The sequence below is a fragment of the Acinetobacter sp. WCHAc010034 genome (assembly GCF_001696615.3).
GTDB lineage: Bacteria > Pseudomonadota > Gammaproteobacteria > Pseudomonadales > Moraxellaceae > Acinetobacter.
On sequence record NZ_CP032279.1, the window covers coordinates 519,779 to 543,790 of the forward strand.

At 42.5% G+C, this 24,012-nt stretch carries 27 protein-coding genes and 2 CRISPR repeat arrays (1 of these 29 running past the window's edge); all 27 genes read right to left on the bottom strand.

The features are described from left to right. Positions 1 to 955: a CRISPR direct-repeat array (repeat unit 28 nt; unit sequence GTTTGCCATCGCATAGATGGTTTAGAAG); it begins 2,374 nt to the left of the window's first position. A 40-nt stretch (positions 956 to 995) separates the two neighbouring features. The 27 genes from BEN74_RS03855 to BEN74_RS03975 all read right to left on the bottom strand — a co-directional run bounded on the left by BEN74_RS03855 (position 996) and on the right by BEN74_RS03975 (position 24,012). Continuing rightward, the gene (locus BEN74_RS03855) at positions 996 to 2,249 is read right to left on the bottom strand and encodes an IS256 family transposase (RefSeq protein WP_000182043.1); all 1,254 of its coding nucleotides are present in this window, start codon (positions 2,247 to 2,249) and stop codon (positions 996 to 998) included. Positions 2,250 to 2,388: 139 nt separating this feature from the next. After that, positions 2,389 to 2,716: a CRISPR direct-repeat array (repeat unit 28 nt; unit sequence GTTTGCCATCGCATAGATGGTTTAGAAG). Between the two features lie 240 nt (positions 2,717 to 2,956). Next, the gene (locus tag BEN74_RS03860; protein ID WP_068911021.1) at positions 2,957 to 3,559 is read right to left on the bottom strand and encodes a hypothetical protein; all 603 of its coding nucleotides are present in this window, start codon (positions 3,557 to 3,559) and stop codon (positions 2,957 to 2,959) included. A 76-nt stretch (positions 3,560 to 3,635) separates the two neighbouring features. Continuing rightward, complete coding sequence (locus tag BEN74_RS03865) at positions 3,636 to 4,184, bottom strand: hypothetical protein (RefSeq protein ID WP_068911020.1); 549 nt, start codon at positions 4,182 to 4,184, stop codon at positions 3,636 to 3,638. Positions 4,185 to 4,208: 24 nt separating this feature from the next. Next, positions 4,209 to 4,808 (bottom strand): hypothetical protein, encoded by a 600-nt coding sequence (locus BEN74_RS03870; RefSeq protein ID WP_068911019.1) that lies wholly within the window; start codon positions 4,806 to 4,808, stop codon positions 4,209 to 4,211. Continuing rightward, on the bottom strand, positions 4,809 to 5,567 hold the full coding sequence (locus BEN74_RS03875) for a hypothetical protein (protein WP_068911018.1): 759 nt from the start codon (positions 5,565 to 5,567) through the stop codon (positions 4,809 to 4,811). After that, positions 5,524 to 5,982 (bottom strand): hypothetical protein, encoded by a 459-nt coding sequence (locus tag BEN74_RS19260; RefSeq protein WP_162898129.1) that lies wholly within the window; start codon positions 5,980 to 5,982, stop codon positions 5,524 to 5,526. The genes BEN74_RS03875 and BEN74_RS19260 overlap by 44 nt, the downstream gene beginning before the upstream one ends. Before the next feature lie 229 nt (positions 5,983 to 6,211). Next, positions 6,212 to 6,799, bottom strand: a complete 588-nt coding sequence (locus tag BEN74_RS03880) for an N-acetylmuramidase family protein (RefSeq protein ID WP_068911017.1) — start codon at positions 6,797 to 6,799, stop codon at positions 6,212 to 6,214. After that, positions 6,792 to 7,049, bottom strand: a complete 258-nt coding sequence (locus BEN74_RS03885) for a hypothetical protein (protein WP_228200389.1) — start codon at positions 7,047 to 7,049, stop codon at positions 6,792 to 6,794. The genes BEN74_RS03880 and BEN74_RS03885 overlap by 8 nt, the downstream gene beginning before the upstream one ends. Continuing rightward, positions 7,027 to 7,320 (bottom strand): phage holin family protein, encoded by a 294-nt coding sequence (locus BEN74_RS03890; protein ID WP_068911015.1) that lies wholly within the window; start codon positions 7,318 to 7,320, stop codon positions 7,027 to 7,029. The genes BEN74_RS03885 and BEN74_RS03890 overlap by 23 nt, the downstream gene beginning before the upstream one ends. 44 nt (positions 7,321 to 7,364) lie before the next feature. After that, positions 7,365 to 8,249, bottom strand: coding sequence for a hypothetical protein (locus BEN74_RS03895; protein WP_068911014.1), 885 nt, complete (start codon positions 8,247 to 8,249; stop codon positions 7,365 to 7,367). After that, entirely contained in the window at positions 8,246 to 11,305 is a 3,060-nt protein-coding gene (locus BEN74_RS03900; RefSeq protein WP_068911013.1) for a phage tail protein, read from the bottom strand. Before BEN74_RS03900 ends, BEN74_RS03895 begins: the two co-directional genes overlap by 4 nt. Next, positions 11,298 to 11,468 (bottom strand): hypothetical protein, encoded by a 171-nt coding sequence (locus BEN74_RS03905; RefSeq protein WP_228200390.1) that lies wholly within the window; start codon positions 11,466 to 11,468, stop codon positions 11,298 to 11,300. Before BEN74_RS03905 ends, BEN74_RS03900 begins: the two co-directional genes overlap by 8 nt. An 8-nt stretch (positions 11,469 to 11,476) precedes the next feature. Then, positions 11,477 to 11,728 (bottom strand): hypothetical protein, encoded by a 252-nt coding sequence (locus tag BEN74_RS03910; protein ID WP_068911011.1) that lies wholly within the window; start codon positions 11,726 to 11,728, stop codon positions 11,477 to 11,479. Between the two features lie 8 nt (positions 11,729 to 11,736). Continuing rightward, positions 11,737 to 12,588 carry a phage BR0599 family protein gene (locus tag BEN74_RS03915; RefSeq protein WP_068911010.1) on the bottom strand — a complete coding sequence of 284 codons (852 nt, stop codon included), beginning with the start codon at positions 12,586 to 12,588 and terminating at the stop codon, positions 11,737 to 11,739. After that, the gene (locus tag BEN74_RS03920; RefSeq protein ID WP_068911009.1) at positions 12,585 to 13,796 is read right to left on the bottom strand and encodes a hypothetical protein; all 1,212 of its coding nucleotides are present in this window, start codon (positions 13,794 to 13,796) and stop codon (positions 12,585 to 12,587) included. The genes BEN74_RS03915 and BEN74_RS03920 overlap by 4 nt, the downstream gene beginning before the upstream one ends. 64 nt (positions 13,797 to 13,860) lie before the next feature. Beyond that, entirely contained in the window at positions 13,861 to 14,022 is a 162-nt protein-coding gene (locus BEN74_RS19265) for a hypothetical protein (protein WP_162898130.1), read from the bottom strand. A gap of 223 nt (positions 14,023 to 14,245) precedes the next feature. Continuing rightward, complete coding sequence (locus BEN74_RS03925; RefSeq protein WP_068911008.1) at positions 14,246 to 18,217, bottom strand: tape measure protein; 3,972 nt, start codon at positions 18,215 to 18,217, stop codon at positions 14,246 to 14,248. 215 nt (positions 18,218 to 18,432) lie between these two features. After that, on the bottom strand, positions 18,433 to 18,954 hold the full coding sequence (locus BEN74_RS03930; protein ID WP_068911007.1) for a hypothetical protein: 522 nt from the start codon (positions 18,952 to 18,954) through the stop codon (positions 18,433 to 18,435). A 53-nt stretch (positions 18,955 to 19,007) separates the two neighbouring features. Continuing rightward, complete coding sequence (locus BEN74_RS03935; protein ID WP_068911006.1) at positions 19,008 to 19,715, bottom strand: hypothetical protein; 708 nt, start codon at positions 19,713 to 19,715, stop codon at positions 19,008 to 19,010. Between the two features lie 90 nt (positions 19,716 to 19,805). Next, positions 19,806 to 20,132 (bottom strand): hypothetical protein, encoded by a 327-nt coding sequence (locus tag BEN74_RS03940; protein ID WP_068911005.1) that lies wholly within the window; start codon positions 20,130 to 20,132, stop codon positions 19,806 to 19,808. Between the two features lie 94 nt (positions 20,133 to 20,226). Beyond that, entirely contained in the window at positions 20,227 to 20,742 is a 516-nt protein-coding gene (locus BEN74_RS03945; RefSeq protein ID WP_068911004.1) for a hypothetical protein, read from the bottom strand. Continuing rightward, positions 20,742 to 21,548, bottom strand: a complete 807-nt coding sequence (locus BEN74_RS03950; RefSeq protein WP_162898131.1) for a hypothetical protein — start codon at positions 21,546 to 21,548, stop codon at positions 20,742 to 20,744. The genes BEN74_RS03945 and BEN74_RS03950 overlap by 1 nt, the downstream gene beginning before the upstream one ends. Positions 21,549 to 21,737: 189 nt before the next feature. Next, positions 21,738 to 21,971 (bottom strand): hypothetical protein, encoded by a 234-nt coding sequence (locus BEN74_RS03955; protein ID WP_228200391.1) that lies wholly within the window; start codon positions 21,969 to 21,971, stop codon positions 21,738 to 21,740. Positions 21,972 to 22,012: 41 nt separating this feature from the next. After that, positions 22,013 to 22,483 carry a hypothetical protein gene (locus BEN74_RS03960; RefSeq protein WP_068911002.1) on the bottom strand — a complete coding sequence of 157 codons (471 nt, stop codon included), beginning with the start codon at positions 22,481 to 22,483 and terminating at the stop codon, positions 22,013 to 22,015. Positions 22,484 to 22,521: 38 nt separating this feature from the next. After that, entirely contained in the window at positions 22,522 to 23,457 is a 936-nt protein-coding gene (locus tag BEN74_RS03965) for a phage tail tube protein (RefSeq protein ID WP_068911001.1), read from the bottom strand. 82 nt (positions 23,458 to 23,539) lie between these two features. After that, positions 23,540 to 23,761: a hypothetical protein gene (locus tag BEN74_RS03970; protein WP_068911000.1), complete on the bottom strand. Its 222-nt coding sequence runs from the start codon at positions 23,759 to 23,761 to the stop codon at positions 23,540 to 23,542. Continuing rightward, positions 23,758 to 24,012, bottom strand: coding sequence for a hypothetical protein (locus BEN74_RS03975; protein WP_068910999.1), 255 nt, complete (start codon positions 24,010 to 24,012; stop codon positions 23,758 to 23,760). Before BEN74_RS03975 ends, BEN74_RS03970 begins: the two co-directional genes overlap by 4 nt.

Genomic DNA, 24,012 nt, shown 5'->3' on the forward strand with positions numbered 1-24,012 from the left:
GCAATCAATCAATAACAATTCAATTCCGTTTGCCATCGCATAGATGGTTTAGAAGAGAAACCGACAATTTCAGTAATGATTTTATTTGTTTGCCATCGCATAGATGGTTTAGAAGTGCAACTTGGTTTATTTCAAGCATTTTTACAAGTTTGCCATCGCATAGATGGTTTAGAAGAAAAAAACAAACGCTGAATTAAAAGAAGAAATGTTTGCCATCGCATAGATGGTTTAGAAGGTACTGGTTTTTGCCATCACCGATTTGGATTTGTTTGCCATCGCATAGATGGTTTAGAAGAGCCTAGGCGGTGTTTTTCTTCTTGCTATCGGGTTTGCCATCGCATAGATGGTTTAGAAGTAAATTCTATCGCTTAGAAGTATATGGGAGCTGTTTGCCATCGCATAGATGGTTTAGAAGTCAATCGTATATACAAATTCATCGAAGGCATTGTTTGCCATCGCATAGATGGTTTAGAAGTAAGCCATAAGTGGAAACATTGCGCAGAGTTAGTTTGCCATCGCATAGATGGTTTAGAAGGTGCTGAGAAACAAGCTCTGCTACACGATTAAGTTTGCCATCGCATAGATGGTTTAGAAGAAAAGATGTAGTGCTACCCATGTGACCACCAGGTTTGCCATCGCATAGATGGTTTAGAAGAAGATCAGAAGCAGAAACGGGAACTTGAACCTGTTTGCCATCGCATAGATGGTTTAGAAGAAGATTATGTTACTTGCGTCACACTTTCGACAGTTTGCCATCGCATAGATGGTTTAGAAGCAGAGCATTCGTTTAAGAGTATTACCGAGATCGTTTGCCATCGCATAGATGGTTTAGAAGGCAAAAAGCGGCCAAAAGTTCTCCTGCAACTTGTTTGCCATCGCATAGATGGTTTAGAAGTTCAACGAGTGCAGTGACCGCAGATACAGCAAGTTTGCCATCGCATAGATGGTTTAGAAGCTAACAAAGATGAGTTATGGTCAAATCTGGTGTACGAGCATCAGGCGGTTTTCCTGTCTGATTGCTCCATTACTTGTTCGCCGTCTTGGAATTTAACGTTATTGACCACGAGGGTTAGCAGTTGAAATCCTTTCAGGCGGTTCCAGCGCTTCTGCGCTGATTGCAGCAATTTATAAACCATTGCTAGGGTTGTGTTTCTTGAACCGCAATTGCGGGTTTTGCTGGTTCTTAAACGTACTGTAGCGAAGGCAGATTCAATTGGGTTGGTGGTGCGTATACTCACCCAATGTTCTGCTGGAAAATCGTAGAAAGCCAACATGCTCTCACGGTCTTTAGCTAAGCATTCCATTGCGCGTGGGTACTTAGCAGTAAACCTTTCCAGCGCTATATCAAAGGCTTTATGAGCCTTCTCACGCGTCTCTGCCATCCAGATATCATGCAGTGCTTCTTTTACTTTGGGCTGTACTGCTTTGGGCAGTTTGTTGAGCACATTGGCCGTTTTATGCACCCAACAGCGTTGTTGTTTGGTCTGCGGATAGACCTTACTCAGGGCTTTCCAGAAGCCCAAGGCGCCGTCAGCTATTGCCAGCTTTGGGCAGGTCGTAAGCCCACGCGCAACCAGGCCATTCAGCAGCTCAAGCCAGCTGGCTTCAGACTCGCGATAGCCTTCCTCAACGGCAATCAGCTCCTTGCGACCATGCTCTGTCACGCCCATCACCACCAGCAAGCACAAACGGTCATCGAGGCGGACGTTGCTGTAAATACCGTCAACCCAAAGGTACGCGTAGCGCTTGTCACTCAAATCGCGCTGTCGCCACTCTCGGTGCTCATCAATCCAGCGTTCCTTGAGCCTGGAAATGGTGTTAGCTGACAGACCTTTGGCATTCTCACCCAGCAAGGCTGCAAGGGCTTCTTGGTAGTCTCCAGTGGAAATACCTTTGAGATACAGCCACGGTAATAACTCTTCAACGCTGCGGGCACGCTTGAGGTATGGCGGTAGCAGTGCGCTGGTAAAACGAATACCAGAGCCGCTACGATCACGCACTTTTGGCACCTTGATATCAACATCGCCAATGCCCGTTTGGATGCTGCGCTCAGGCAAATAGCCGTTACGCACCACAGCTTTGCGGCCATCGGGTAAACGCAGTTCTTCATGAGCTTGCAGCAGTTGCTGCAGCTCTACTTCAACTGCTTGCGCAATGAGCTGACGAGCACCATTACGCAATAAAGCAGTTAGCACATCAGTGCCAGTTTCATCTGGTTGTGAAAGAACATTCAGGGTAATATTTGTCATGGCGTATCGCTCTACTGTTAATTATTTCTTGGAGGAAACAATCAACAGGATACGCCACCCTCTTTTCCCCTCATACACCACAAATGACTATAGCTCTGGTTTAGAAGTTAGGCGGTGGTGGCTAAATGGAAAATGACGCGTTTGCCATCGCATAGATGGTTTAGAAGAGAAAGATCACCCGCGAAGATATTATGGCCTTGTTTGCCATCGCATAGATGGTTTAGAAGTTTCCGAGGGTCTCATTTCCTAGCTCTTGATCGTTTGCCATCGCATAGATGGTTTAGAAGATCATGTTTGATGATTTGGACATGATGCAGATGTTTGCCATCGCATAGATGGTTTAGAAGTATTAGATTTTGACTTTATTAAGACCGTACTTGTTTGCCATCGCATAGATGGTTTAGAAGTGAATTTGGTCATCGGTGAGGTTTGGAAAGCTGTTTGCCATCGCATAGATGGCTTAAAAAGCTCTCATAAAAATAACAAACTGGAAAAAGCGGAGAACTTAGGCAAAAAAAAGACTTATAAGCATTTAATTAGCCTATAAGTCTTTTTAAAATCTTGGTAGGTATATCCAGACTCGAACTGGAGACCTCTACGATGTCAACGTAGTATCTTTTAAATTAAAACAATATCTTAAAGATATTTGGGTTAATTTTGGTACAAACATAAAAAATCACTCAAGTCTTTCACTCCTCGGATTGGGGTTATAGTAGTTGTATTGCTTTTTTTATATTGGCTACATCAATATATTCTAAAATATAGTTATCACTCAATAATGTATAGAGGAATTTTTTGATGATTGATGATTGATGATTATTTAATTTAATCAACATTGTATGATCTAGATTTTCCATTAATAATCTAGATAACCATTTATCAAAAGCTACACCTTTAAAATATTCTATATTTAAAATTAAATTTTTAATTAAAGCTGCTGTATAAAAAACATAAACATTTGGCGTAATAAAATAAAATCCATTTGCATATTTATCTAAATATTCAAATGGAACTGTATCCCATGTTATATATTGGTTATTAACTCGTTTTCCTTCCTCTATTGCTAAAGTTAGATCATTTTTTTCTTCCGGCAATAATGAACTATTTTTTATTTCATCTAATAAATTTTGTTTTGAAAAACAGTTTTCTCCATCTATATCATATGGATATTGATGAGGATACCTTCTTAAGTAGCTCGTATCTGCAAAGTCTTCTTCTAAAAGAGTAAACCCATTTTTTAAATTAACTCCATTGAATGCATCATAAAGTTCTTGAATGAAATTTGGTTTTATTTCAGATAACTTGTGCATTTTTCTACTCCATTTCTTCCATCTTGTTCTTGCTGAATATGTCCGGGATCTAAAGGAGCCCAACAAGAATTTTCATTTACTCGTGCTTGAATAAACTCAGTTCAGGTGTCCAAGAAACATGTCCATTATAATGATCTTTTATAAACTCAAAAATAAAGTTGTTCTGGCCATTATTAAAAACGTGGTTATCTTTTTCCCATTGTGATTCTAATCTAAAAATAAATCTATCCATATAAGCTTTGTTTTGATTAGTTGTTAGAAAGTGGTAAATAGCAGCAGGTAAAAAGAATTTAAATCCCTCTGAACTTAAGTAACTACAGCTTTCTCCAAAATAATATAAATATTCATAATTTACATCTTTCCATGTTTCTATTCCTTCATGAGGTCTACTACGTGAACGAGCTGCTTCTAGTCCAATTTTTAAATAAAATTCAGACCAATCAAAGTCATATTCAAGGAGTAAGCTTTCTGCTGACATTTCTATTGCAGATAGGTACTCATCATCAATTTGGTCAAAATATCTGTAATGAGTATCATAAAAATCACACTCAAGTAGAGAGCGATTATCTACCAATTGAAAAGGCGGGAAAATTTTTTCAATAGACTCTTGTGTATATGCATTCATCTCAATTCCCACAACGGCTTAATACTACATATATTTCCATGTCATCCAAAAAGAGTAATTAATATCTTTAGCCAATTTTTTTATTTCTTCTGAAATCAATGGGTCATGATATATACAGAACAAGAAGCATGCTATTAATCGCCCTTCAATTAAACTAATATTAGTAAATTTAGTAAACTTTTCATCATCTATGCAAAAGCTTTCATTTAATGGAGACAAAGAATCAAACCATGGTTCTAAACCATTAATTTCATTTATAAAAATATCTCTATTTTTTACATAATTCCACATTAGTGATTGTATATAAAATTTATACGACATAGGATTTAAATAATTAATGCCATAATAATATTTTATTAAATAAGAAATTGGGACATTTTTCCATTTTGCATAAGGATCAACATATTTACCATACTCTTTAATTACCTGATTTATATAAGACTGTTGCTCTATATTCCATCGTTTCATTGAAAAAGCATCTATTTTATTAGAGTTTAGATGATCAACTATGTAATTAGAGTAAGTATCTAAAAAATCACACTCTAATAAACTATTTCCATCTTGAAAACTAAAATCTTCAAGATGCTCATTTAATAAATTTTCTAATATATATATATATGTCATTTACTTAACTGCCATGTATTTAACACAGACTTCCTGAGCTTGTCGCCATGCCTCTTTAGCTTGATTAAGATGAGGTTGATGAGGAATATCATAACATGCATTTAACTTATCTCTTGACACTGCCTCATTAACATAGTTGTTATACCTAAGTGTTAATCCTTCTATTGTATAAGTTGCTTTACAAGCCCCCAAACCTTCATGTGTACCTTTAGCAATATCAACATCATTTTTCATTCGCTGCTCTAAAGCAGTAGATCCACAAATAAAACATTGACCATATATATTACGTGATTCACCATTTGGACATTTTTGGGAATTTCGCTCTAACTCATCTTCAATTTCTTTCGCTTTTGCAGCATCATTTTCCGCTTCGCTAAGAATTGCTTGAGCCGCTGCCAGTGTTACTGCCTGAGCATCAGTATTTTCTGATTCTGCATTATCGATGATTTTTTGAGAGACTACATCGAGTGAGAGGTTTTCTTTAGGATCATAATATGGATTAAAATGATACTCAGGCACAATAGTGCTATCAATGCCAGAACAAGAACCATCCCACTTTATACAAGAGGTTTCGACAAAAAAAGATTCACTAGTGATTTTTGAGACACTACATCCCTGAACATTCGGCTTTGATAATCGCTCTTTACAATAATTCGCTGCAACTTGTGGAATACTACATCCATAAGCCGCTACATAAGGTGTCGCAGATATAGCCTTAAAATAAATTTTGACATACAGTTGGTGGCTTGAATGCATCATTTGGTTTTGAATATACAATCTGATTATTTGCAGGATCCATCACCCAATCAACAGCGCCTAACAACTCTTCCACAGCTACTGAAAGCGCCAAACCGCCAGCGCCACGAACCAATACTTCCGTCACATCTTTCACAGCAGGAGTAATTAATACGTGGGAATCTGTTGCAATACCGCCTAATGTTTTTGATGCATTAAGTAACGATGATGCTCCGACAGGTTTTAAACCTAATGGATTCCATCCACCAAAAGAAGCAGCTGAAGCACTCATTGTGCTTGCACTTGCAGCCATTCGATAATTAACAGATGTTGGCGCTACTTGAGAACTTTGTAATGTCGTTTGAGTTGTATCATTTTGGTCTGTTTCACCACAACCAGTTAAACCTAAAAGAACTGCTGAAAATAATAATTTTTTCATTTATTCCCGCCTATTTTCATATAGTTTATTTGACTTATTATTAAAAACCTATCTAAAGGCTAAAAGTTTTAGTAATAGTAATTATTGAAGATTTGGAATGAAAGTGAGTAGCCCTCGAATGAGGGCCATCAACTCACACACTGAACGCAAACTGTAATATGCACTTTTGTTGAAATTGAGTGTGCTGTGCAGCCTGAAAACAGAATGCACAGCAATAAAGCGGCCAGCCTCACTTGGCTGCCCACTTCTTATAAGCATTAGCCAGCTTGATGTCATAGCTGTTTTTTGCATATCCCTTGCCGTTATAGCCCAATGCAAATGCCTTCCAGTCCTTATTTTTCAGGGCATTGATCAGACCATTCACTTTGATATAGCGGCACATTGCATCAAGCTGGGAAGCCTCATTCTGGTACATCGCATTGACAAAGGCCTGCAGCGACTTATAGCCAAGCGATTTCCAGTGATAGCCCATCACCTGCCCAAGGCCCCAGCTTACAGACTCCAGCGCCGATTCGCGGTGATATTCAGTGGCGGCAGCCAAACGGCCATGCTGCACGGAATATAGGCCATAGCCGCCAGCAGATGTGCTGCATAGATCCGGGCATTTGGCCATCATCACATCAGCTGTTTTTGATTGGCCATTAGCAATCAGGCGCTGGCGCATCACATGGCGCTCAAAGAGAATGACAGGCGTATCATCCGAATTAAATCCGGATCCCCGGCACTCAACCTCATGCACCGCTTTTAAAGCGGCAGCTTCTACGCCCAGCGCTTTAGCTTGAGCGCCTATTTGCGCATCAGTCAGTTTTTTACTCATCTCTATCCCCATGCAGCTCAGGCTGCTTTTTTAAACGCGCCAAGACTATTGAAACGCCAACAAACATGCCGATCCATTCAGCGATGTTTTCAGGAATCTTGTTTTTAAGTTCCTGCGGAATCATATTCCATACATTCAAGAATTGCTCTGAGAATAAAATCAGGGCATAAAAAAAGGCGCTTGCTGCGCCGACTTGAACTGATTTGAGCTTGTAGCCCTGTTTCCAGTTATCGATTAGTTTCATTTTCAATCCTGTCAATTTTCTTGCTTACGAAATGCGTGCCTTTGTAGCCAACCACGGAAGCGAAGCCGACCGAAATAATCTCCGGAAAGCCCATCCACGCTGTCAGCGACCAAAAGCCTACTGCGAAAAATCCGCACATAAATGCTTCCAGCCAGTCAGCCTGGCCGCGCTTCTTTGCTGTGCGAAAAAGAGCCATTAAAAAAGCCATCACAAATGATGCAATGGCTATATAAAATGGACTGATTGTTTCAGCGACTTGTTTCGGTAAGTCGTCCATATTTTCCCCTTAATTTTCTGGCAATAAAAAAGCGCCCGAAGGCGCTATGCTATTTCAAGAATCAACAGCGATCTGGCGACGGCTGCTCCTTGGCTATTACGTAAAGGCTCTTGGCTTATGTCGGCCGCATGACTCCCATCCAGCAGCGATGCGCTTTGCATATAATAGAAATACAGGCCGTCATCAGGTGAAGTGCTGTAATAGCTTTCAGCCATACCGGCAAAACCATTCAGCTGTCTAAGATTACTCAGCGAGATATCAATATCAAATGCGCTTCCGCCAAAACCGTTTGCAATAATTATCTTAAGCAGGCCATTTGACGCTTTTTGTTTTGTAATATTTGCAGACAGAAGCGATAAGTTTTCATGGATTGCAATAATATCGCCCGCAACTATATTTAATACGCCTTGGCAGGCAGCGGCTGCTGAGTGTTCAAAAGACACCGATGATTCTCCGCTATATAATTTTGACAGCAAATAACACTTAATCACGGAATCCGAAGCTGCCAAACCTCCAGCATTGAAAACTTTCAGCGCATCCCAGCCTGCCGGAACCATAAACTCTCTATCGCTTCTGCATGTGATTGCAGCAATAAGCCTGTCGCCATTTTTGACTGAAGCAGGCAAATTAAAAGTCAGCAGCTGTGAAATATTTGTATTCGGCGCTGATACTGACGCTTTGAATGCCACATCTGAAGTTCTCACGATAATTTCACTGCTGATTTTTTCAATGCTGTTTTTAACTGCGCCGAATCTCACATAGTAGTATTTATCTGGAGCAGCTGTTAAATCAGTATATGCAAGAGAAGTGATCCCTGCAGCGGCCGCCGCCGGCATCGCCTCAGTATTTATCGGTGTTTCAGAGCGGTAGTAGTTCACGCTGTCAAAATCACCGTCTATTTTAAACGCATAATTTATTTTTTTACTCATAAATCACTCAAAGTGTAAGTAATGTCATACGGAGCAGATATTAAAACCGGCAGTTCAGCAGAAACCATTTCATCACTCATCAGCATGAGCCCGGCTTCGCCGGGCCTGGCCTCAATAACAGCTTCCACCCTGTAGTAATATACTGTTCCGCGTACTGCTGATGAGTCTGTATAGGCCATGCCTGCCACCCCCTGTGCAAGTTCCAGATATGCAGCATCGCTGCCGTCAAATGGATATGTGCTGCGGTAAATATTGAAATAGTCAATTGAAGATGTATATTCATCAGCTTTCCAGCTTAATGAAATTTCCTGATTTACCGCGAATGCCGATAAATCATATGGACTGCTGATTCGCTCTTCAGTCATCCTGTGCAAAAAATCATGCTCAAAAATCTGCATGCTCCTATAGCCGTCACGCACCGCTTCAATGATCAGCTTATACTGCTGCCCATTCAGCTGGTCAGCATTGATATTGATCAGTGTTCCCGGGAAGCTGCTGATTTCAATAACCGGAAGCGTCCCATTCAGCAGTTTAATGTTGAAAACCGTTCCAGGCTCTAAAGAAACAGAATCATCAAACCAGCTCAAAATATCTCCGCCAGTTTGCTGCATGCGGTTTCTGGCAGCCCAAGCCAGCTGCACATCACCGATCACGCGGTCTGGGAAATATTCATTATTCAGCTTTATATTTGCCGGAGGGTACGGCCGTATCGCGCGGCCGGTGATCTGGACTTTCTGCCCTGGCGTTTCAAGACTCAAAACGCCGCTTGGCGTTGTCGTCAGCGCCTTGACATCAATAACCTCACTGACTGCGTATTCAGCCGGATCGACCGCAACAAAGTCATCAGCAAAATAAAGCACTGCGCCAGATATGTGGCTTTGCGGCACCGTATCCAGCGCGCCGCGCTTCACTGTTAATATCTTTGTGGCAGCGTCAAATGACTGATAGACCATGACTTCATGATTGACTGTAATCTGGCTTCCTGCTCTTACTGAGCCGATATTGCCGGTATTTTTTACAGCAAATGAACTGCTCATCCGGCTGATATTCTGATCAAGAACAGCTGTTTCACAATACTGAATAACGCCTGACTTCTCATACTCACCGCCAGCGCTTGTATACATTAGCGCATTCAATGAGTTATTCTGCGGACGCTGAGCAATGACCGCGGCATAACCGGCATCCGGACTGTATGCCAGCGCATCATCAACGGCTTTTTGACCATTCAGCTGCACCGCTTCAAAATACGAAAGCTCGAATGCTTTAAACAGCGCCGGCTGCGGCGGAAGCGGGGCAGTATCAATCGGTGCATCAATTACAACACTTGAAGAGAGATTTCTTGAATACGGCACGGCTTCAATGAAATCGATTGTCACGGCATTATTGGAGCCGCTGCCGAGCCTTATGCTCATGATGCGAACCGGCAGATCAGCTATATTTTTCTGAGGCCAGGTAATCTTCACAATGTCATATCGGTTCCATTTCCGCGCTTCATAAAATCCGGTTGTGAATGTTCCGCTCCAGGCCGGCGTTGACAGCTGCTTCAGCTTCCACTGCGCAACCACCGCGGCGTTGCGCTGGTTCATGAAGTATGGAAATTTAACCTCTTCGGCATTCACTCGGCCCTGCAGGTTTTTAATCGCCGCATTCTCGGAAATTGAAAATGATGAATCTTTAATCGCTTCACGGTTGTAATAGCTGACATTCAGCTGATTGACCGCTTCATCCGCATTCTGCACTTCCAGCTGCAGGCTTTTGATTCTGCTTTGCGGCAGAGCGTGAATTTCATCTTCAGCAAACCAGTCATCGCGGAATAAAACCACTTCATACAGCCCAGTCTGGCGATTGATGCGCACTCCTGCTTCAATATGCGCGCAGAGCTCATTGATTGCATCCATGCATGATTTTTCAGCAATTGCCCACGAAATTCCAAGACCTTCATCATAGATACGGTCTGCTGCTTTCATAAAATTAACATCATTCACATCTGATTCAGACTTATTCATTGCTGTGTCATCCGTGAGGATTTCGCGGATTTTATGAATCGGATTCAGGTCTGATGATTCCGGCCCGCACAGCAGCCCAGATGTAAATGGTATGTTTTCAGATTCATAATACAAGTCTGACTTGTCATCACTCGTTTCGTATTCGCCGGCATATGAAATATTAAATCTGACTTTATTCTCGGATTTTACGCCAGCCATTACCGTGAAATAGTAGTCAGCTATAATATTCCAGTACCCATTGCTGTTATCATCCTTAATAATATTTGTTCCAGACAAAACAACCCTGCCGCTAACTATACATTCTGGCATCCCTGCTGCTGAATTTAACTGCAATCTAACTTTATATGATTCATCTTTTGATGATGCTTGCTCAAACCTTGACTCAAATGACAAAGCCCCTCTCATGTCTGTCCCATCCCATCTAAAATTTGTGGATGGTCCGGAAATCAAATACAGCGGTGAGTTATGGCCTATTTCACTCATATAAAGACTAGATGAATATAGTGATCCATCAATATGCAAACATGCATTCAAACCGCCATCTAGGGTTTCCGACTTTTCATCATACCACTGCGGCCGCCCATCATTGCGCACATGAATACGCTTAGGCCAAAGCAGCATTTCTTTCATGTAGCCAGAGTTTCCGAGATAAAAAGCGCTGTTGCTGTACGGCATCAATGCGCCAATAACACCGCCGGTCCACCCGCCGCCATTAAATCCGCCGGTCCCGGTAAAGGCCAGATATGACTGATATGGATATGCTGAAGCCGGCAGATCTTGAGACTCCATATAGTCTTTATAAAATGGCAAAACCTCCTGATCGCCGGTGCCGTACTGCACATGCACAATCCCGGCAACACCGCCCTCATTTTCACCGTAAAGGCTCGGAGAATTAATAGCAGCTGTATCCAGTGCATTGCCATTCTCATCAACAAACGGGGACAGCCAGCCGCGCTTGTCAAAGTTGATTCCGAGCATCTTTTCAATCGGGTTTCCGATAAACAGCAGGAAGTTTGAGAAATACCGGTAACCTGTAACCTGACTAGCCATTTTTCACCGCCTTAACGACTTGCTGCGCCATCGCATCATCTGCTTTTTCAACTGTTTCCAGCTCTATGCCGTTCTTAAGAAAGTCCTGCCAATCCCAGCCTTGGGATAAAAAAAATGCCCGAGATCCCCGGGCGCACATCTTCGCCTTACGCAAATCAGACATATAGATTTTCATTTTTTGCCGCTCTTGCTCTTAATTGGAGTCGTGTTCTGCCCCCACATATGGGTAATGTTTCCATACATATGCGGGCTGCCGGCAATATCGCTGAACGATGCGCCTTCGTCCGCAATTGTGCCGTCCAGCTGGTTTGCGGTTTGCCCATTTTTTTTCTGCATCTTACGCATCTGCATGTATGAATAAACTGCGGTCGCAACCGTCAGCGCGAGCATTGTCCAGATCAGCCATGCTGGAATAGCAATCATGTTTTCACCTACTTAATTAATTGTGTGTAAATCGGATTTTGGTTAGGAATGTACAGATGCCCGCCAAATCGCGCCGCATTATTCAGTTTGCCATTGCAGGTTTTATGCGACTGGTCACAACCCGGCGCAGCGAGCGCCACATCGCCAACTTTTAGGCCGGCATGCCGGCGGTAGAGCGACATGCTGTTCTGCGCGCTTGATGCAATCAGCGTATTGACGCCATCCTTGAGCATTAAGCCGAGGTTTAGCCAGCCATCCGGATATGCCTTAACCTCCATGATTGGATCGCCGTCAACCATGACCGGCTTGCCTTCTTCATCCAGCTTCTGTGTCGGCATAACGGCAAATGAGATATTCAGCCCATCAATTGCCGTCACTTTGACCTCAAAAGCCCACTCATCAAACTTCAGCCCGCACCAGCGGTCATAGATTGCATTCGGGCAGGAGGATTGAAATTTGCGCGTCAGGATATTGCGGTTTAAATATGATTCGCCGGTTTCACAGACAAGCGTCATTGTGTCCGCATCTTCATCAAATTTCGGCTGCGTCACCCGGCCTTTGTGCAGCACCAGCGTTTCGCCCTGGTACAGTTCAAGAATCGTGACGGTCACGCCGCCATAGAAGATCTTGCCGGCAAATACCGCCGCCAGATCTTCGCCTTGCGCATTCAGCAAATGCATCTGCGGAAAGGTGACTTCCGTATCGCACTTGTCGATGCTTTCATCTTCAATGGCTGTGCGCTGCAGCCCGCGCACCGGCAGGTATTCTATGCCGGCGTGTGTCACCGCTTTGCGCTGGTCTGTGAAGTTCCAGGCGCGCGCGCCATGCTTCAGCTGATAAAGCTCCGCCTTATTCCTCATGATGAAAGCTCCACGATGGGCACAGTCACTTGTGTAATCTGTGCACCTAAAAATTGAAATTCGATTTGATCTGCATCAAAACGATATAAGCCCAAGTAGCAAATGGTTTGGATGTCGTTACGGTGTGCATTGATTGCCGGTGACACCGTTAAAGAACCACCCGTTTTGGCCGTAATCTCATGCGCGGTCCACATTCCATTTTTACGCTTTACTGCAATATGCTTGCGATCAGCCTCAAGCAAATACCTGGTGTTTGTGCTGAGTGAAGTCGTAATATTGCCAGTGTTTAAAATATTGAGATGCTTCTCATACAAAGGCATCCAAAAGGCTTGATAACGCCCCATGCGTCGAAATAAAAATCGGCGGTATTCGCTATATAGATCCCAACCCTTCAACACAGACTTAAACGGTTTTAGGTAGCGTGGTTTCTTCCAGTGCGTGAATTGTTGAAACCCACCCACATCGGCATCCACAATGTTTTGGTGTTGCATCAGCGTCATTTCTAAAGCGCTGCCATCCAAAAGCAATGGTTTGAAATAGATATCCTCGCCCTGGTACTGCGCAGGGATATCACCGCTATGCTCAGGTGAATCTTCGGCCAGTACGCGAAAAACCACGGATGAATTTAACCAAAACCCGCCAGTGCTGATTGATGCATCACCATCGATGATGCAGATCCGCAGCGGCATGATTGAAGCATTTGATACAGTCACATTCTGGGCTAATCGAAACCCATCCTGATATTCAGTTTCTAAAGCTTGAACAATCTCATCCGTTTCAGGATCTCGAATTTCTTCCTGAGTAATGATGTATCGACCCACTGCTGTAATCTCAACAACCTGAAAACCTGCTGCTGATTCAATTAAAGCAAAGCCGACTCTAAGGTCGGCTATATTGGCTGCTGTAGACAGTGGGATGTAATCACTATCATCAAGATCTGGAATCAATTGTCTGAACTGGGGCAATGGAATCCCCCATAGATTACGCAAGTTGGCATACAGCATATGGAACATGTCGCCCAGGGCTTTCTGCATGTTCACGTAATTGAAGCTCAGGATCTGCCGCGGCGCATCGCGCAGGGTATAGCGGTCTTCACTGCCGCCATAGGCTTCATGCACTTCGGTTTTAAATTCAAGCCGTTCGGTTGAATCCAGCAGAGGGCAATTTGCCAATACATGCACATCACCGTATTTAGTTTGTATTTTCATTTTGTCCTCGAATTGCGGGCATAAAAAAACCGCCAGAAGGCGGTGCTAAATCAGATGCTATTTATTAGTCATCATCTTTCACTTTCCAGATGACTTTAATTAATTCAGGCGATTTCCATGCAAAAATGCATAGTAACGCAAAAATTAAAATGTACACCAACATTCCCATTGATAAACCTGACGCCATATTGATCAATCCTGTAATTGCTGTGATATAATCTGCCATATGTTGTATCTCCTCTTACTTTTGTCGGTGGGTTGAGATTTAAAAAGCTCATGATTTGCGGTCATGGGCTTTTTGCTTTTTAGGGATTATGCAAGTCAAAATATCTTGCTAATTTTTTTGTTCCCAACTTTGAAATTGACATAAAAAAACCATCGCGAACGATGGTCTTTTACTTCTATCTTATAAGTGTAACTCTAAATAAAAAGCTCACCGAGGTGAGCCCTTATGCCTTGCTGCGATTGCGTCGCTGGTGATAAAGAAACGCTTTCTCCCCGTCAGGGCCATAGAGCATGTCTTTAGCCTCATCCTCATCTTTAACCATGATTACCCTTAGGTTGTTCATGATTTTTTGAGGATTGGCCGACTGGGCTTTGATGGCTGCCTGCGCCTGCCGTTCAGCTTGAATGTCAGCGCCGCGGTTAATTGCATCAACAGTTCCCATGCCTACGCGATAAGTGTCTTTAGGTGTTGAAACAATACCGCCATCTGAATAGCCTTTCGGCGGCTGCGATGTCCGCATAGCCTCAACCACACTTACACCGCCCCAGCGCTTAATATCCTCTTGCGACCAGACAACCTCACCTTTGTGAACAATGCCCGCTGGATCAAACTTCCCGCCGGCACCGGTGAAGCCACCATCGGCGTAGCCAGCAGGTGCAGCAACAGATGCAATAATTGACGCAATCTGCGCGCCCTGAGCCACGGCGCCAGCAATCATCGGGATGTTCTGCGGAAAGCCAATGCTTGAAGCTTGGGCAATATTCTGACCAAGCGCCAAGGCTGCCTGCGCCACAGCAAAGGCTTTTTCAATGGCGAATGCCGCAGCATAGGCCTTAGACTTTTCACCAAAGATGGCGCCCATCATTGTTGATACACCGGATGCCATCTGTGCACCATAACCAAGCTGCATCTGGAATGATGCAGTTTGGTACGCCCCCTCAATCATGCTCATTCGGTCAACGTGCGCCTGATAAGCCTGTTCCTTCAGCGCATAGTTTTCTCCGGCCATCGCAAGCTCAGCATCAAACAAGGTTTGAGATGCTGCCAGCCGGTCAAAGCGCTCCTTCTCAAGATTGAATTGATCTGTAGTGCCGGTCAGCTCAACGTTAATACCACCCCACTGCTGGACTGCAGTGTTGAAGTTTGTGCCCTTTTCCTCTGCCTGCAATGAGTTTGCTATCGCCAGCTGCTTATTGCGCTCAGCTAAATCTTTTACGCTGAGAGCAATTCTTTGCCTCTCTAGGTTCCAGTATTCATTCGCACGTGCATTCGCATGCATTAAGCCTTGCTGCATTTGAAAGATATGCTCTTCCTTGGCCAGCATCATCAGGCCGAGTTCGTGCTGATGTTGCTCATTAAGAAATTTAATAGCCTGATTTCGCTGATCTTTAGATAACTCAATATCATGCGTAGCATAAAACTTTTTCTGATCAAAGCTATCTTTTAGCAATTCATCTTCTGCTTTCTTAAAGGAAGAATAATCATCAAGTTTTGTTTTTAAAGCATATTCAGCAATCGCCACGTCATTATCAGCACGGGCCTGATACTCGCCAACAAGTCTCTTAGTTTCCTCAGGTGAAAATCCAGCCTTATTGAGCTCTTTAATATCCTCCTGCAGTTGGGTTTCAATCCGCTTTATTTCTGTTGCAACGGCCATTCGTAATTGTAGTTGTGTGCTGGCTTGGCGCTCAGCCTCCTTTTCAACATCTTGATTGGCTTTTAGTGTTCCATCACTCGCGCCACCTTTAATCTTTGACATCATCAATGGCGCTTGGTGGAGCAACTTAAGGACCACACCATCCTCAAAAGTTACTGTACTGTAATAACCGCCGCCTTTTGAGTCATAGGCGGTTTTAACATCTTTTACGGCGACATTTGTTGTGATTGGAGTATTGACCGGCATCGCAAAATCAATGCCTTTATGGAATGTAGATGCCCCCTTGGCTGGAGCCTTTCTTTTTCCATAATCAGAGCTAACCTGATACGAAGATAGAGATTTCCCTCCAGCCTGAAGGCGCTTTAGGTGCTCACTGGAAACTCTTTGACCATCGCGCGAGCCACCATACCGGACATCAAGATGGGCACCAGTACCAATTCCTGAATTGCCGGAAATTCCGATTAGCCTTTGGGTTATCTTCGCCTGCTTTTCAAGCTCTTTAGTCTGATCTCTCTTGCTCTTTGAGATGCTGTCTTCAAGGTCTTGAAACCGCTTATACTCCTTCCAGTATTCATCAAACTTAAGCATCTCATCTTTATTCAGCTGGCGCCCAGTTGATCCTATGCCAATCTGATTTCGATACTCCAAAAGGGCTTTAGCTTTCTCTATGTCGCCATTAAATACTTTCGTATTTGCAATAATATATTGAGCATCAAACTTTTTAGAATTCAGGTCACTGAGGGCTTTTTGAGCGCGCTCAGATGCAGCAGCAATACCATCAATGGCATTAGCTTGCGCATTATGCTGAACTGCCGCATTCTGAGAGGCATTTCCAGTAAGCGTCACCTCAATCCCAAAAATCTTTAACACCCTTTGAGACCTTCCAGCCTTCTCCGAATTCTCATCATACTGAAATGCCTGCTTGCGCAGCTCATCATACAAATGAGTTGGGATTTTCTCTTTATTCAGCAGCTTGATTGCTTCGTCATAACTGATAATACCCCTTCTGGCATCTTCGGTAATTTTTCGCGCGCGTCCGTTTTCGACGGATACTGCGCGAATTGCAAAAAGAACAGCATCAACTGATTTTTTCGATTCATCAAGCGCCTTGTTCTGTGCAGTGAATGCTGCCGTCAAGTCTTGAGCCGCCGATATCTTGTCGTTTCCGGAAAGCCCCCTAAGCTCCTTGTCGGTCTTTTCAGCAATCCGGCCCTGCTCTTCAAGTTTGGCATTCGCTTCTGCGGTGCGGTCTTTTAAGTACATATAGCCTGCAGCCAAGGCTGCTACACCTATTGTGATTGCGCCAATTGGGCCACCGACCAATCTAAGAAGTGCGGCGCCACGCGAACGGGCCGCATTATTAGCATTCTGAACTATGGTGTCTGAGGCAGTTGCGGCTGTGTGTGCAACCGTTGCTTGTGTAGCTCTAGCCTCAAGCGGGATTACCACATTTTGAACATATGCTAATCTCTGCATTCCAGACATTCTTGCGGCGGTTGCTTTTGCGTCAGCAAGCTGCATTGCAGTCAGCTGAGCGATTGCGCCAGTTCTTCTCACCTCGGATGCACTTAGTGTTGCTTGCGCTTGCAATTCAGAGAGCAGGGATGCTCTACGTTGCGCAGATTCTACTACTGCGCCATGCATGGCAACAGTCTGTGTCAGGATTGCTTTCGTAAGCATTGCAACACCGCCAACCACAGCGATATCAGCTACAGTTCCCAGATTTTTTGCAAGGCCAGAAATTGACTCAGACAATAATGATGCGGCGCCACTTCCCTTGCCGGCCTCACCAACAAATTGAGTTACAGCATTGCTTAGCTGAGTGAGCGAGTTTGCAATAGTGAAGTCTGTTTTTGAAAACAAATCATCAATGTGCGGTTGCGCTTTTGATAGTGCAGCAACAAGCGCATCCCCTGTGATTTTTCCATCAGCAGCCATCGCGCGCAGTCTACCGATATTCACATCCATGCCAAACGCAATAGCCTTCAGCAATCCTGGCGCCTGCTCAGCAATAGAGTTGAATTCCTCACCGCGCAGAACACCCGATGCCAGCGCTTGGCCAAACTGCGTCAAGGCAGCCTCTGCGCTCGCTGCATTTCCGCCGGAAATAGCAATAGCCTTTGATACAGTTTCAGTCAGTTCTGCAGTTTTAGACATACTGATACCCAGCCGATCTGCGTTGTCTGCAAAACGCTGATACACCATTGCTACGGAATCCCAGGCTGATCCGGTGTTCTGCGCGATCTTGAAAGTATCATCCATCGCCTGGTTCAACTCTTTCTGCGAATCAGTCACCAGCTTTAGGCGGTTCTGCAAGCCTGTGTAAGTGTCCATTTTCGCAATTGCGGCGCCAACCGTGACCAGACCAGCCATGTAGCCGGCAAGGCCTCGAGTGGCCACAGACATTGAGTCAACAGAGCGCGATGCAAAATCACCATTGCGCTGAATGTTTTGTAGTTCATTAGCAATGGCTCTGGCATTTCTCTCAGCATTGCGCGAATCAATTTCAATTACTAAACGGCTGGTTTGGGTTGTCATGTCACTTTCCTACAGGCATAAAAAAAGCGCCTTTAGGCGCACAGACAATAAAAAACGGCCCTCAAATTGAGGGTAAATGCTCACATATAAGATGTTCTTCAGGATCCTCAATTTGAGGCTCTGGACATAATGCTCAAATATGAGAAACAATAAAAAAGCACCCTATGGTGCTTTTTTATTTAATTTTAATAATCGCAAAGAAGTAAGCAAAAAGATTAATTTTTTTGTGTTATCTCCACTTGGCTCTTAAACCTTTTGAGCGCGTGGAATGCTTTGCTATCTTTACTACTGTCTATAATTGCGGCTTCCACATAGCCTTTTGATGTACCAAGTCTTACCCATGTACGCTTTGAATTAATAATTTTATCTACTGTTGCAAAATCTGTGGTATAGATTTTTGCTGATGAAACGCCAATATTGGTATTGAAATTAGTAAGGTTGGTATTTGTGAGCTTGATTATTTCACCATCTATATTTAACTCAGCTGAATTAATAGACCTTATATCGTTTACAACCTCGAAATTCAAACCAACCAAGTTTGGCGCATCTTCTATCCAAATAGCACCAATTGCCGGGCAAATCATTGATGTGCATGCAGCTCCATGTGGTTCGATTCTGACATGTTTTTTACCATCAAAACCACTTACCCCAGTTTTTGCATTTAAGCCAGATGTTGTAGCACATCCACCCAAAACCAATCCAAGCCCTAAAACCCCAACCAATAATACTTTTTTCATAAAAAATGCCCCTCTTATTGCTAAAGGAGCATACCAATCAAAATCTTTAAAATCTAGAAGTTATAGCGCAGGCCAGCTTTATAGGTTACACCGTCATTATCACCAACATAGTCATTATAATAAGCAATCCCATTATGTGAAGAGCATGTGCCGCTACCCACACTGTTGCTTGTAGTGCCATCTTTGCACGTTGTACTGGATGTGCTATCCCACAGCCACTTATACCCTATACCTCCATACACCGAGAGTTCAGGAATAATTGAATATCCCAACTCCAAGCCAATAGGAAGGGTTACAAAGTTAACAGTATTATTCAGCCGAGAAGAATCAGCCCAGCTATATCCTATACCTGCTGTTGCCAGCGCATACAAACCATTATAATTAAACAGGTTCAACTGACCGCCAGATACAAACTCATAATAATCAGCATCGAGCCTATTATCATTCAGGGCCTCGAATTTTGCATACCACCCAGACCTCTGTGGCGCAGAGGATACACCCAGCGCAAAACCATCAAGCTTTACCTTATCCCCACCATCCAGATCAGCTTCATATTTAGAATATTCAGCATAAATAGACGCATTCAGTGCAGCTTCATTCTTATATTTCACTGGCTTCAATGGCTTATATTGCGTTTCTGCAACTGGCGTTTCACTAATGCTCATTGGTACAGGCGCACCCTGCTGAATTGCCAGAGGTTGATTTGCAAACCCCATCGAAGAAGATAAAGATAAAGCCCCGATTACTAAATACTTTTTCATACAATCCCCTTAAAATTATGGGGTAAAATACTCATTATCTTTAAAAAAGTCTACTTAGTTAAAAGAAAAGCACCCGAAGGTGCTTTTTGTTTAATTAATCCATTTAGGCAACTGCCCATATTTCTTCAAATATTTTTCATCATGCAGTTCTGAAATATCCCAGTAAAAGAAAATGGCCAGAACTACTGGAACAACAAACTGCCCCCAGACTAGCCAACCTAAGTTTTCAGCAATGAAATTTTGAAACGGAAAATTTCCAAGCAAATTAAAACCATATCCGTATTTTAGAAGAGGTAAATAAAAGCTTGCTGCCAAAATTACCAGAGCCACATATAACAAAGACAGATACTTAAGTTTTGGAAACTCTTTAAAAGCGAGATCTACTTTTATGTGCGTTCTCTCTAACCAGTCAAACATAACACCCTCATTTTTTACTTATATATAACTTATACAATAACCAGCTGTTTTTTCAAGCATTAAAAAACCACCCGAGGGTGGTTTTAAGCTATGGCTATTCAACTAGCCGCAATACTTTTTTCTTTACTACAATCTTGCCAAACTCAGTATCTGTTTGTGTAATATTTTCAGACTTTAACTTAGTATCCACATTAAATGAACCAACATCAATTTTAATAATTTCCTGTTTTAATGATTCAAAATTCGCTATAAAAGAAAAATAATTATTCTCATTGACTACTTGAATTAAATCATAATCAGCAGTGCATCGCATAGTATGCAAATTACCCAAATGCCTCGAAATTGTTCCATAAATTAAATTTTGAGAATCAGTAGAATATTTAGCAAATGTTTTCAATATTCTTTTGTGTGAAGTAGGATTTTTCTCTTTGAACTCATCATCATTATAAATCAAAGATAAAAACTCATTGTTTTGCACAAATTTCAATGCTTCGTGATAAGCATAATAGTATAATCTACCAATAGCGTTACGAATATCAGCTTCAATCGGTCTAGTATTTTGATCAAAGCTCAATGATATTCCTTGATCAAAAAAAGCTTTGTGATCCATTATGCTGCCACCTCATTCGAGATGATGATAGAAAAGTATAAAGATAATTTATTTAAATGATCAAAATATAAACTTTTATCAATTAATCCAGAATTAACTAGCTCTTGAATACGAGAATCAAATTTCTGATTTAAATTAATAATATCAATATATTCTAAGTTTTTTATCGCAATGTTAATAATAAATTGATCAATTTCAATATTATCAGTTGATTCTATTTCGATATTATTTTTCACCAACAAATTAACAGTTGTAAGTGCTGATGTCATATAATACTCATAGAATCTTAGATCTATTTCATATTTATTAAAAATTTTAATATCTGATTTAATATCAGATATTTTATTATTTAAATCAATTTCAAATTCTCTACTTTCTGTTTGATAATTTCTGTATTCTAATAATTTTTCTAAACGCTCCTGAGATGGATATTTACATGTCATTTGAATTAGTGAGTTAAATATAACTTTATTATTAGGATTATTATCAAGAAAAGAAGATACTTCTTCAAATGCAAAAACAATTTCATTTAGTCTTTGTAACATAATTAAATAGTTAGCAAAGACCATTTCATCATGTTCTAATAAGTAAGACTGATAGTAAAATTCCTTTGCATTAATAAAATCATTCAAATAGCTATAAATTATACCTATGCTATTATAGGCAGAAGGTTTATCTTTTGGCGATACTTTTAATAAGTCTGCAATTAGCTTTTCTAATTCGATTACAACTTCTTGACTTAAATGTTTTCTTCCTTCATTCATGACATAATCTGGTATTTTCTTTAGAGCAGGATAAATACGCATTTAAAATCTCGACGAAAATAAAAAATTATAAAAAAAACCCTAACTATCAAATGACACTAGGGTTATCCACAACTATATTCACTAATGACATCACTGTCAATAACGAGTTATCACTCATTGTCAAGCCTTACACCCTTTCTTGTGCGTTAATTGTTGTCGCACAGCACAATCTACATGCCTGTAGTGCTATTAAAGTGGGCTTACCCTTTCCCTCACCCCATCCAAAAACAGATTGTCTAAAGCAAAAACACACTCAACAAAGATATGCAGCTCACAAGGCGCCTCATACAGCTCAAGATATGCATTGATGTGACTACCATCCAATGGCATAGCCACAGGATGATAAGAACGACCACGAGCAATCACATTGAATGCCATTAAAATAGAATGCGCCACATAGCTGAACTCGGGCGCATCATCCAATTTGCGACCGAGCTTATCTCGGATCTTCTTTTGATGATCCGTTAGCCCTCCGTCTCCGGCGTGCCATCGGTAGAGCTGGGTGACTTTCCCAAGGCATCAGCTTTGGCCTGATCTGCTTCTGCCTGAATCTTTTCAGCATTGGTTTTAACAAAAGCCCAGACCGAAACGCCAATATCCCCCATATTCAGCAGCTTGGTCGCATTTTCCGGCGAATACGGCGTTTCCACCTCTTTGCCGTCTTCAGCAAAGAATACGCCTTTCCATTCTGCAATCAGATGGCAGGCGGCGGCCTCCAAAAGCAGCTCATGATAGAGCTTATCTTCGGCGCCGGCTGTAGACACGTTATAGCCCTTGGATGATACCTGATTCTGCGCGCGCTCAAGCGCCACACGGTAAGGCTTATATGCGTCACCGCGGATTTTAAACTCGGCCAGCACATTGCCTTCAGTATCTTTGTATTCTTTCCAGAGCGAAACGTCTTTGCTTTTTTGAATTGCTACTTTTAAAGCCATTTTCTTATCCTAAAATAAAGCCCCTTCCAGGGCCATGTTTATGCTGCAGTGCGGGTGATAGTTGGTGCTTCTTTGACGTGGCGGAATTCCATGGCCAGCGTGTGATCATCATTCGCATTTGTATCGGACAAGCCGTCATTGTCCAATTCCAGCTTGGTGAAGTTGAAACCGTAAGCATTGCCCAGCACATCCTCAATGCCAATTTCAGCAGTCATCGTTTCGCGGGTTTCAACATATGGAATCCATGCTTTCGAGGCCACTGTCAGCGCCAGCGTTACGTTCAGCGTGATGGACACTTTGCCTTCGGTATAGCGGTTCGGAATTAGGCTCGCGTTGCCCAAGCACGGCTTCGCTGTCAAATTGTTATTGATCGTGATGGTGAATGATTCAGCGCACGCGGTGCCTACCGTGCTTACGCCATTAATCTTGAATGTGTTCACATTAATTGATGACAGGAATGGCGTAGTCGTGGCGGCCAGCGGCGAAACAACCGGCGTGGCCAGCGGTGTGGAATATCCGGTGGCATTAATCGTTGCACTGCCGGTAATTTTCCCTTCAGTGTCACCTTGAATCGTCAGCTCGCCGATACGGCAGCCAGTGAACACTTGAATCAGGCCCACTTTTTTATCGTGCTTCACAATCGCATACGTTGGCAGTGTGTCACCGCCGATCTCAAGTGTCGATACATTCGGCACGCCTGAATCAACAAAGAGATTGCCGGCCACGCCCTCGAAAAACATATCCTGGCTAAGCGCCGATAGCTCATATTCAATGTTGCCAACAGCTTCGCCAGAAGTTGCAATAGAACCCTGCTCGAAGCGAGAATCAACAATTTCATCTGACTGAGTTAGTGAAACTGTCTTTTTTAGTGAGTCTGAGTTACGGCGCAGCGTGTGCCATACAGGCACCGCAGGCAACGTGTTTGGTGTTTCCTCTTTAGAAATATGGATGACTACGTCGGTGCCTTTAGACATGAATGCCTCCTGATTTTAGGCAATAAAAAACCACCTTTCGGTGGTATGAATTTAGAATTAAAAACTTAAACTTGTAAAGCGCCTAAGGGGTAAAGTCAACCTCAACTGAAACACCTGAAACACCACGGCGCTTAGGGCTTCCAATATCTGTGACGTCAAGTAGATCAATACTAATGCTATGAATTGGAAGGCTATTTTCTCGCTGCCACTGGTAAATCTCAGACTGGACTGCCGCCGCAATACGCCGCTCTAATTCTTGCTTTTTTGAATCAATTTCATGAATAACTTCAAGATATTTACTCATGACTTACTTAATTCCCTATATTTACAAAGCTCATCATAGATAGCCTTAATTTTAGATTCGCTTAACACTTTCTTGATTTCAAACTCATAAAGCTCATGGCTGAGTTTTATCTTAAGGATCTGCTCTACATGGATCAGCGCGTCATCGCGGCTATCAAAAGCTCCCACAAATTTATAGTTGCTATTTCGCGAGTCGCCATAATCACAAGTGTATAACTGGTAATCAATTAGCTCTTCAGGAATCCCATTCAT

Coding starts and splice junctions, on each gene's coding strand:
- BEN74_RS03855 (WP_000182043.1), bottom strand. CDS start 2,249: ATGACAAATATTACCCTGAATGTTCTTTCACAACCAGATGAAACTGGC.
- BEN74_RS03860 (WP_068911021.1), bottom strand. CDS start 3,559: ATGCACAAGTTATCTGAAATAAAACCAAATTTCATTCAAGAACTTTAT.
- BEN74_RS03865 (WP_068911020.1), bottom strand. CDS start 4,184: ATGAATGCATATACACAAGAGTCTATTGAAAAAATTTTCCCGCCTTTT.
- BEN74_RS03870 (WP_068911019.1), bottom strand. CDS start 4,808: ATGACATATATATATATATTAGAAAATTTATTAAATGAGCATCTTGAA.
- BEN74_RS03875 (WP_068911018.1), bottom strand. CDS start 5,567: ATGATGCATTCAAGCCACCAACTGTATGTCAAAATTTATTTTAAGGCT.
- BEN74_RS19260 (WP_162898129.1), bottom strand. CDS start 5,982: ATGAAAAAATTATTATTTTCAGCAGTTCTTTTAGGTTTAACTGGTTGT.
- BEN74_RS03880 (WP_068911017.1), bottom strand. CDS start 6,799: ATGAGTAAAAAACTGACTGATGCGCAAATAGGCGCTCAAGCTAAAGCG.
- BEN74_RS03890 (WP_068911015.1), bottom strand. CDS start 7,320: ATGGACGACTTACCGAAACAAGTCGCTGAAACAATCAGTCCATTTTAT.
- BEN74_RS03895 (WP_068911014.1), bottom strand. CDS start 8,249: ATGAGTAAAAAAATAAATTATGCGTTTAAAATAGACGGTGATTTTGAC.
- BEN74_RS03900 (WP_068911013.1), bottom strand. CDS start 11,305: ATGGCTAGTCAGGTTACAGGTTACCGGTATTTCTCAAACTTCCTGCTG.
- BEN74_RS03905 (WP_228200390.1), bottom strand. CDS start 11,468: ATGTCTGATTTGCGTAAGGCGAAGATGTGCGCCCGGGGATCTCGGGCA.
- BEN74_RS03910 (WP_068911011.1), bottom strand. CDS start 11,728: ATGATTGCTATTCCAGCATGGCTGATCTGGACAATGCTCGCGCTGACG.
- BEN74_RS03915 (WP_068911010.1), bottom strand. CDS start 12,588: ATGAGGAATAAGGCGGAGCTTTATCAGCTGAAGCATGGCGCGCGCGCC.
- BEN74_RS03920 (WP_068911009.1), bottom strand. CDS start 13,796: ATGAAAATACAAACTAAATACGGTGATGTGCATGTATTGGCAAATTGC.
- BEN74_RS19265 (WP_162898130.1), bottom strand. CDS start 14,022: ATGGCAGATTATATCACAGCAATTACAGGATTGATCAATATGGCGTCA.
- BEN74_RS03925 (WP_068911008.1), bottom strand. CDS start 18,217: ATGACAACCCAAACCAGCCGTTTAGTAATTGAAATTGATTCGCGCAAT.
- BEN74_RS03930 (WP_068911007.1), bottom strand. CDS start 18,954: ATGAAAAAAGTATTATTGGTTGGGGTTTTAGGGCTTGGATTGGTTTTG.
- BEN74_RS03935 (WP_068911006.1), bottom strand. CDS start 19,715: ATGAAAAAGTATTTAGTAATCGGGGCTTTATCTTTATCTTCTTCGATG.
- BEN74_RS03940 (WP_068911005.1), bottom strand. CDS start 20,132: ATGTTTGACTGGTTAGAGAGAACGCACATAAAAGTAGATCTCGCTTTT.
- BEN74_RS03945 (WP_068911004.1), bottom strand. CDS start 20,742: ATGGATCACAAAGCTTTTTTTGATCAAGGAATATCATTGAGCTTTGAT.
- BEN74_RS03950 (WP_162898131.1), bottom strand. CDS start 21,548: ATGCGTATTTATCCTGCTCTAAAGAAAATACCAGATTATGTCATGAAT.
- BEN74_RS03960 (WP_068911002.1), bottom strand. CDS start 22,483: ATGGCTTTAAAAGTAGCAATTCAAAAAAGCAAAGACGTTTCGCTCTGG.
- BEN74_RS03965 (WP_068911001.1), bottom strand. CDS start 23,457: ATGTCTAAAGGCACCGACGTAGTCATCCATATTTCTAAAGAGGAAACA.
- BEN74_RS03970 (WP_068911000.1), bottom strand. CDS start 23,761: ATGAGTAAATATCTTGAAGTTATTCATGAAATTGATTCAAAAAAGCAA.
- BEN74_RS03975 (WP_068910999.1), bottom strand. CDS start 24,012: ATGAATGGGATTCCTGAAGAGCTAATTGATTACCAGTTATACACTTGT.